The following is a 6825-nucleotide window of genomic DNA, read 5'->3' on the forward strand; positions in this document are numbered from 1 at the left end:
CATTGCATTCCATAACATGAATAGGGTAAAATGAAATCCATATTAAATTGGCAATATGAACCTGTAGAGGTGAAACCCGGTGAGTACAAGTCCCTTTCCAAAACGAAATTTACCACTTTTGCCACTTCGCGGGCTGTTAGTATACCCCACAATGGTACTTCATCTTGACGTTGGTCGGGATAAATCGGTTCGTGCCTTGGAAAAGGCAATGGTCGGTGAGAATTTAATCGTATTGGCTTCGCAAACCGAGACGAATATTGATGATCCGGAACCGAACGACATTTTCAGGATGGGGACGGTCGCGCGGGTGAAGCAAATGCTGAAGCTGCCTAACGGAACAATCCGCGTATTGGTGGAAGGTCTTTCCCGTGCCAAAGTCTTAGAATATACGGAAACCGACGATCATTATGAAGTCGACATTTTCGAGATCAAAGAAAAAGAAGACACCGATCCGGAAGTTGAAGCATTGATGCGAGCTGTCATTCAGCAATTTGAACAGTATGTGAAGATTTCAAAGAAAGCGAATCAAGAGACCGTTGCTGCGGTGACCGATATTGAGGAACCAGGCCGGCTCGCGGATGCGATCGCCTCCAATCTAACTCTTAAAATTAAAGACAAGCAGGCGATTTTAGAGGCGGTTGATGTAAAAACCCGCTTGGAAACTCTCATGCGGATTCTTTCCGACGAACGGGAAGTTCTGGAACTGGAACGAAAGATACATCAGCGTGTTCGCAAACAGATGGAGAAAACACAGAAAGAGTATTACCTGCGTGAACAGATGAAGGCTATTCAAAAAGAACTTGGGGAAAAAGAAGGTCGTCAAGGAGAGGTGGAGGAGCTCCGGAAAAAGCTAGCCAAGTTAACTTTACCGGAAGCGGTCCAGGAGAAGGTTGAAAAAGAAATCGAGCGCCTTGAAAAAATGCCGGCTACTTCGGCAGAGGGATCTGTTGTCCGCACTTATATCGATTGGATCCTGTCACTGCCATGGACGGAAGCGACTCCGGATGAGATTGACATCAATAAGGCGGAACAAATCCTGAATGATGAACATTATGGTCTCGAGAAAGTAAAAGAACGCATCCTCGAATATTTGGCCGTTCAGAAACTGGTCAACAAACTTCGCGGGCCGATCCTTTGTTTAGTCGGACCGCCCGGGGTCGGAAAAACTTCGCTTGCACGATCCATTGCGAATTCCCTGAACCGGAAGTTTGTTCGGGTATCTCTTGGCGGTGTTCGGGATGAAGCGGAGATTCGCGGTCATCGCAGAACTTATATCGGGGCTCTCCCGGGACGAATCATTCAAGGCATGAAGACAGCCGGCACAATCAACCCGGTGTTCCTGCTGGACGAAATCGATAAAATGTCCAACGACTTTCGAGGGGATCCTTCCTCTGCCATGCTTGAAGTATTGGACCCGGAGCAAAACAGCACATTCAGTGACCATTACATTGAGCTGAACTACGACCTTTCCAAAGTCATGTTTATCTGCACGGCCAACGTAATGCATAACATCCCGCGACCGCTGCTGGATCGTATGGAAATGATTTATATCCCGGGATATACGGAACTCGAAAAACTTCACATTGTGAAGAACCATCTGTTGCCGAAGCAATTGGAAGCACACGGTTTGACAAAGGAAAAAATGGGCTTGTCCGATGAGACGATTCTGAAGGTGATCCGTGAGTATACACGCGAATCGGGTGTCCGCAATCTTGAACGTCAAATTGGGGCGTTGTGCCGGAAAACCGCAAAACAAATTGTCGCCGGCGAGAAAAAGCGTGTGACGATTACGGCAAAGAATCTCAATAATTACCTGGGAGCTCCCAAATTCCGTTTTGGTCTTGCGGAACTGGAAGACCAGGTCGGGGTGGTGACCGGACTTGCTTGGACGGAAACCGGCGGCGACACCTTATCGATTGAAGTTGCAATCGCACCGGGCAAAGGCAAGCTGACACTGACCGGACAATTGGGCGATGTAATGAAAGAAAGCGCCCAAGCGGCCTTCACTTATATCCGTTCCCGTGCGGAGCAGCTTAAAATTCCGACCGATTTTAATGAGAAGAATGACATTCATATCCATGTGCCCGAAGGAGCAATTCCCAAAGACGGCCCGTCTGCGGGTATCTCGATGGCAACCGCATTGGTATCCGCTTTAACGGGAATACCGGTATCCCGCGAAGTGGCGATGACCGGCGAAATTACACTGCGTGGACGAGTATTGCCGATTGGCGGAGTGAAAGAAAAATGCTTATCTGCACACCGCGCCGGAATTAAAAAGGTGCTTCTGCCAAAGGACAACGGTAAGGACATTGACGATATTCCGGAGAGCGTCCGCAAGGAACTGAAAATCGTACTGGTCGAACATGTGGATCAAGTGCTTGAACAGGCGTTGGTGAGAGAATGATTATTCGTTCGTCAGAGTTTATCATATCTGCGGTCGGACCGAAGCAGTATCCGGAGGGAAATCAGCCGGAGATTGCTTTGGCGGGCCGTTCGAATGTCGGGAAGTCTTCCTTGATCAATCGTTTGATCAATCGGAAGAACCTTGCCCGAACATCGGCGAAACCGGGGAAAACACAAACCTTGAACTTCTATCATATCAATCAGGCTTTTTATTTTGTGGACTTGCCCGGGTACGGGTTTGCGCGAGTTCCAAAATCAATAAAAGATCAGTGGGCAAAGTTTATCGAGCAGTATTTATCCAAGCGGGATCAATTAAAAGTCGTGATCCAATTGGTGGATCTGCGACATCCTCCCAGCAACGAGGATATTCATATGTTTGAATGGCTCGGGCATTTCGGAATTCCGCGGATTGTGGTTACTACCAAAGCGGATAAAATCTCCCGAGGGCAGTGGCCAAAGCATCAAAAAATCATTCGTGAGGCGCTGCGGGTTCCGAAAGATGTTCCAATGGTGCTTTTTTCATCCGAAACCGGTCAGGGTAAAGAGGAATTATGGAGTTTGTTGGAGCCGTATCTGCGGGTGGAAGAGAATGAAGAGAATACTGAAGCGGCAGTCAACGAAGAGTGATAAGGATAGCAGAACAACTCCCTATTCGAAAAAGGGGGTTGTTCTTTCAATACGGCGCGCTCGCCCCGTTGGAGGCCTCTTCTTTGTCGGTTCCTCCAAGTTCAGCAAATAACATTCCGGAAAGAATGAACAGACAGCCTAGTACCGCCTGTCCGCTTAATCTTTCATCTGCCCATAGATAGGCTGTCACCGCGGCAAAAACAGGTTCGGTGGAAAAAATCAAGGCTGTACGAGTAGGGGTCGTGAACTTCTGAAATTGCGATTGTGCTACGAATGCGAGAGCGGTGGCGAATACGGCACAGATGACAATGGCGGCATCCACGGTTGGATTGAAGAGAACCTCTTTTGTAAAAGCTTTTTGCCAGGGTTCAACCAATAAAGCTCCGATTGAATTGAAGATGGCCACTGCAGCAATCTGGTACATCGCAAGCGGCAGAGCTTTGAATCGAGGGGCGTATTTGCCCATCAGCAGGATATGCATGGCGTAAGAAAGTGCGCAGAGAAACATAAGAGCATCTCCAAAATCGGCCGCTTCCACTTTATCGAGCGAGAGCAGGGCGAGCCCAGCGGTCGCAGTAATAACGCCAATTATGGTGGGGCGTTTCAGCTTCATGCGAAGGAGCCAAACAGAGAACAAGGGTACGAGTACAACCGATAATCCCGTTATAAAACCGGCTTTTGAAGCGGTTGTATACTTCAGGCCGAACGTTTGAAAAGCGTATCCCGCGAACAGCCAGAACCCGAGTACCAGACCGGCTTTTAATAACCCTTTGTCTGTTTGCAAATGAGCACGTTTGAACAGAAGAAGGATTAAAAAGATAAGGGCCGCGGCAATCGCGAAGCGAATCGCTAGAAAAGTAAACGGAGGCATTGTATCAATCGCAACTTTTACCAGAACAAATGTGGCTCCCCAGGAGAAGGTCACCAGCAAAAGAATCAAATCGGCAACCAATGATTTTTTGGCCAAACCAGGCACCTCCGCTGGAAAATGAAATAATATTCCAATTATATAAGAAAACCAGGGTACAGTGTACCCCGGTTTTAAAAAATAGTTTGTGTACCGCTTTTCAATCTCTCCAGGTTTGCCAATGTTTCTCCAGCAGGGCGACAGCTTGGTACATAAAGGTAGCGAGAAGGGAGACGAGCAGCAAACTCATCATCACAAGCGTCAAGTTGAACACCTGAAATCCGTAGATCATCAGATAGCCGAGACCCGATTTTGCCACCAGGAATTCTCCTACGATGACTCCAATCCAAGCGAGACCGACGTTGACCTTTAATGTTGACAGTATGGCAGGTCTGGCAGCCGGGAAGATTACTTTCTGGAACACCTGACGCCTTGTCGCGCCAAAGCTGCTCACCATTTTGATCATGTTGGCGTCCACCTCTTTAAATGCAGTGTAGACAACGATGGTGGTAATGACGATCGAGATGGCCAAAGCCATCATGACAATCGAAAGATACCCCTGACCGAATGTCACTATAAAAATCGGGCCGAGCGCGACTTTGGGCATCGAGTTAAACACCACGATGTACGGATCCAGCACTTTTCCCAGGAACGGCGACCACCAAATGACGATCGCGACCAATGTTCCCGAAATTGTGCCGATAAGAAAACCAACTACCGTTTCCCATATAGTGATCCAAGTATGATCCAGGAGACTGCCATCGAGCGTCATCTTTATAAATAACTCCCAGATCTTTGATGGGTAAGAAAAGATAAACGGATTGATCCAATTCAGGCGGGCTGCCGCTTCCCACAATGCCAGCAGTGCAACAAGCAATCCCCACCGTGTTACAGTTATTTTCAGTTTCAGAAGACGTTGTTGTCTTAAAAATTTGGCATATTCATTCGACATTTTGCAGATCCCCCCACAACTTCCTGAATAGTTTGTGAAACTCGACGTGTTCACGAGCTTCAAGCGGGGACAAGGCACGGATTTCCTCCGGGACGTTCACGATATTTTTCAGGCGTCCGGGACGGTTCGCCATTACCAATACACGGTCGCACATGGCAATTGCTTCTCCGAGGTCATGGGTGACCAAAACGGAGGTGATCTTGTGTTTCTGCAGAGTACGGGCGATCAAATCCTCTAACTGCAGTTTTATTTGATAGTCCAGAGCCGAGAATGGCTCATCCAACAGGAGAATTTTCGGGCGAACTGCCAGTGTGCGTACAAGAGATGCCCGCTGACGCATACCTCCGGACAACTGATGGGGATATTTTTGTTCAGTACCTTCAAGTCCCATTTCGTACAACAAGCTCTTGGCGTATTCAATTTGTTCGGTTGTTTTTTGCCCCCGAATTTCCAGACCAATCCAAACATTGTCGAGGATGGTACGCCATGGAAGCAGGTAATCCTGCTGCAGCATATACCCGATTACAGGAGAGGGGCCTGTTACCGGTTCATGGAAGAGAAGGATCTCCCCGCCGGTGGGTGGAAAAAGTCCGGCCAGCATGGACAGCAGAGTGCTCTTGCCGCAGCCGCTCGGGCCCACGATCCCGACAAATTCGCCTTCCGGGATTGTACAATGAAATCGGTCCACCGCCGTCGTTTCACCCGACAAAGACAGGTATTTCTTTGTTACATTTTTGAATGTGATCGCTGCCGTCATTTCAGCATTCCTCCTGAATTCTTGGGCTTATAGCAGAATATGAAAAAGCCCAGAAAAGGGTGTATGAAACGGTTGCGATCAGGAGAGGATAGTAACGAAACCCATATTTCTCCTCTCCTTTTTGGACCTTCGTTGGGAAGGTCCTTTTTTAGTTTTTTTACAATATATGTATTCTATCCTTGGGTTAAGTGATATAATGTGTTGTGGATCATTTAACTCCATAAAAATTTTTTTACTAATTACCTCTAATTAGCAAGCTTGCTTCAGACCGCACACGAATATACAAAACGACCTCAATTGCGTTATTCCAGACCTTTTTTCTGTTTACAAGTGAAATTTGTTTGGGGGGAAGTATTTTTTGAAGTTGATATTTGTGTCAGAGAATCAAAATCAAGTTGCTCTTGTAAAGAGGATTCTAAAGGATCATGAGGTTGATGTGGTTCACATGACTTGTCGGGATTCGGTTCAATCAATGTTACATGAGCAAGAATGTTTAGCAGTCGTGTTGGATTTCCCAAATCCGACAGAGGATGACTTCACGTATTGGAGAGAACTTTTAGAAGGAACATACAAGCCGATCTTGATTTTGAGTTCAGACCAATCAGATTCGGGTCGGATAGTGGCACGGCAACAGGCAACTATTCAGTTGGCAGAACCTTTGATTGAAGTGTTACATACCTTAAGTCTCAAACAATCCGGTTACTTTACCGGCAACGTGATCGCTTTGGAACAAAATGTGTATTTTGATACTATTCAGAGGAGTATTATTCGCGAAAACGAGATGTATCCCCTAACGAACAGGGAGTTTCAATTGCTATACGTATTGGTTCAACGGATGGGAACACCGATTACTGCAAAAGAGCTTTTAGATTTGGTTTGGACAGGAGAATACGAAGTCAGTTTTAGTAATCTCTATCATTATATTCGAAAATTAAGGGAAAAGCTCGAATGTAACCCCAATGATCCCAAAATATTACTTACTCATAAGAAGGGCGAAGGGGGATTTGTACTTCGGTTTTTTGATGAAAAGGTTTAACTATTATCATTCATCAGAAAAAATCACCAATCAGAAAGAAAATTCATGAGCAACCTGAATGTTTTTTTGTAGTCGTTTGTATTTGTCAACTGAAAATTCCGCCATTCGCTCATTTAATTTTCCCCCACCTGTGAAAACAGGAA

At 46.5% G+C, this 6825-nt stretch carries 6 protein-coding genes; 3 read left to right on the forward strand and 3 right to left on the reverse strand.

Annotation, left to right across the window (positions count from 1 at the left end; genetic code table 11):
* Nucleotides 1-79 precede the first annotated feature (79 nt).
* The gene (gene lon / locus ACFO8Q_RS09060) at nt 80-2404 is read left to right on the forward strand and encodes an endopeptidase La (protein WP_380025450.1); all 2325 of its coding nucleotides are present in this window, start codon (nt 80-82) and stop codon (nt 2402-2404) included.
* Complete coding sequence (yihA, locus tag ACFO8Q_RS09065; RefSeq protein ID WP_380025451.1) at nt 2401-3030, forward strand: ribosome biogenesis GTP-binding protein YihA/YsxC; 630 nt, start codon at nt 2401-2403, stop codon at nt 3028-3030. Before lon ends, yihA begins: the two co-directional genes overlap by 4 nt.
* Nucleotides 3031-3076: 46 nt before the next feature.
* On the opposite strand, the gene ACFO8Q_RS09070 is transcribed toward yihA, so the two are convergent.
* From ACFO8Q_RS09070 to ACFO8Q_RS09080, 3 genes are all read right to left on the reverse strand, one after another.
* Nucleotides 3077-3997, reverse strand: a complete 921-nt coding sequence (locus ACFO8Q_RS09070; protein ID WP_380025452.1) for a DMT family transporter — start codon at nt 3995-3997, stop codon at nt 3077-3079.
* Between the two features lie 100 nt (nt 3998-4097).
* A complete protein-coding gene (locus tag ACFO8Q_RS09075) occupies nt 4098-4889 on the reverse strand; it encodes an ABC transporter permease (protein WP_380025453.1) in 792 nt (263 codons plus the stop codon).
* Nucleotides 4879-5646: an ABC transporter ATP-binding protein gene (locus tag ACFO8Q_RS09080; protein ID WP_380025454.1), complete on the reverse strand. Its 768-nt coding sequence runs from the start codon at nt 5644-5646 to the stop codon at nt 4879-4881. The genes ACFO8Q_RS09075 and ACFO8Q_RS09080 overlap by 11 nt, the downstream gene beginning before the upstream one ends.
* 358 nt (nt 5647-6004) lie before the next feature.
* Here ACFO8Q_RS09080 and ACFO8Q_RS09085 point away from each other — a divergent pair, with 358 nt between their 5' ends.
* Complete coding sequence (locus ACFO8Q_RS09085) at nt 6005-6682, forward strand: winged helix-turn-helix domain-containing protein (RefSeq protein ID WP_380025455.1); 678 nt, start codon at nt 6005-6007, stop codon at nt 6680-6682.
* Nucleotides 6683-6825 lie beyond the last annotated feature (143 nt).

The sequence above is a fragment of the Effusibacillus consociatus genome, from assembly GCF_042652925.1.
Classification (GTDB): Bacteria; Bacillota; Bacilli; order Tumebacillales; family Effusibacillaceae; genus Effusibacillus; species Effusibacillus consociatus.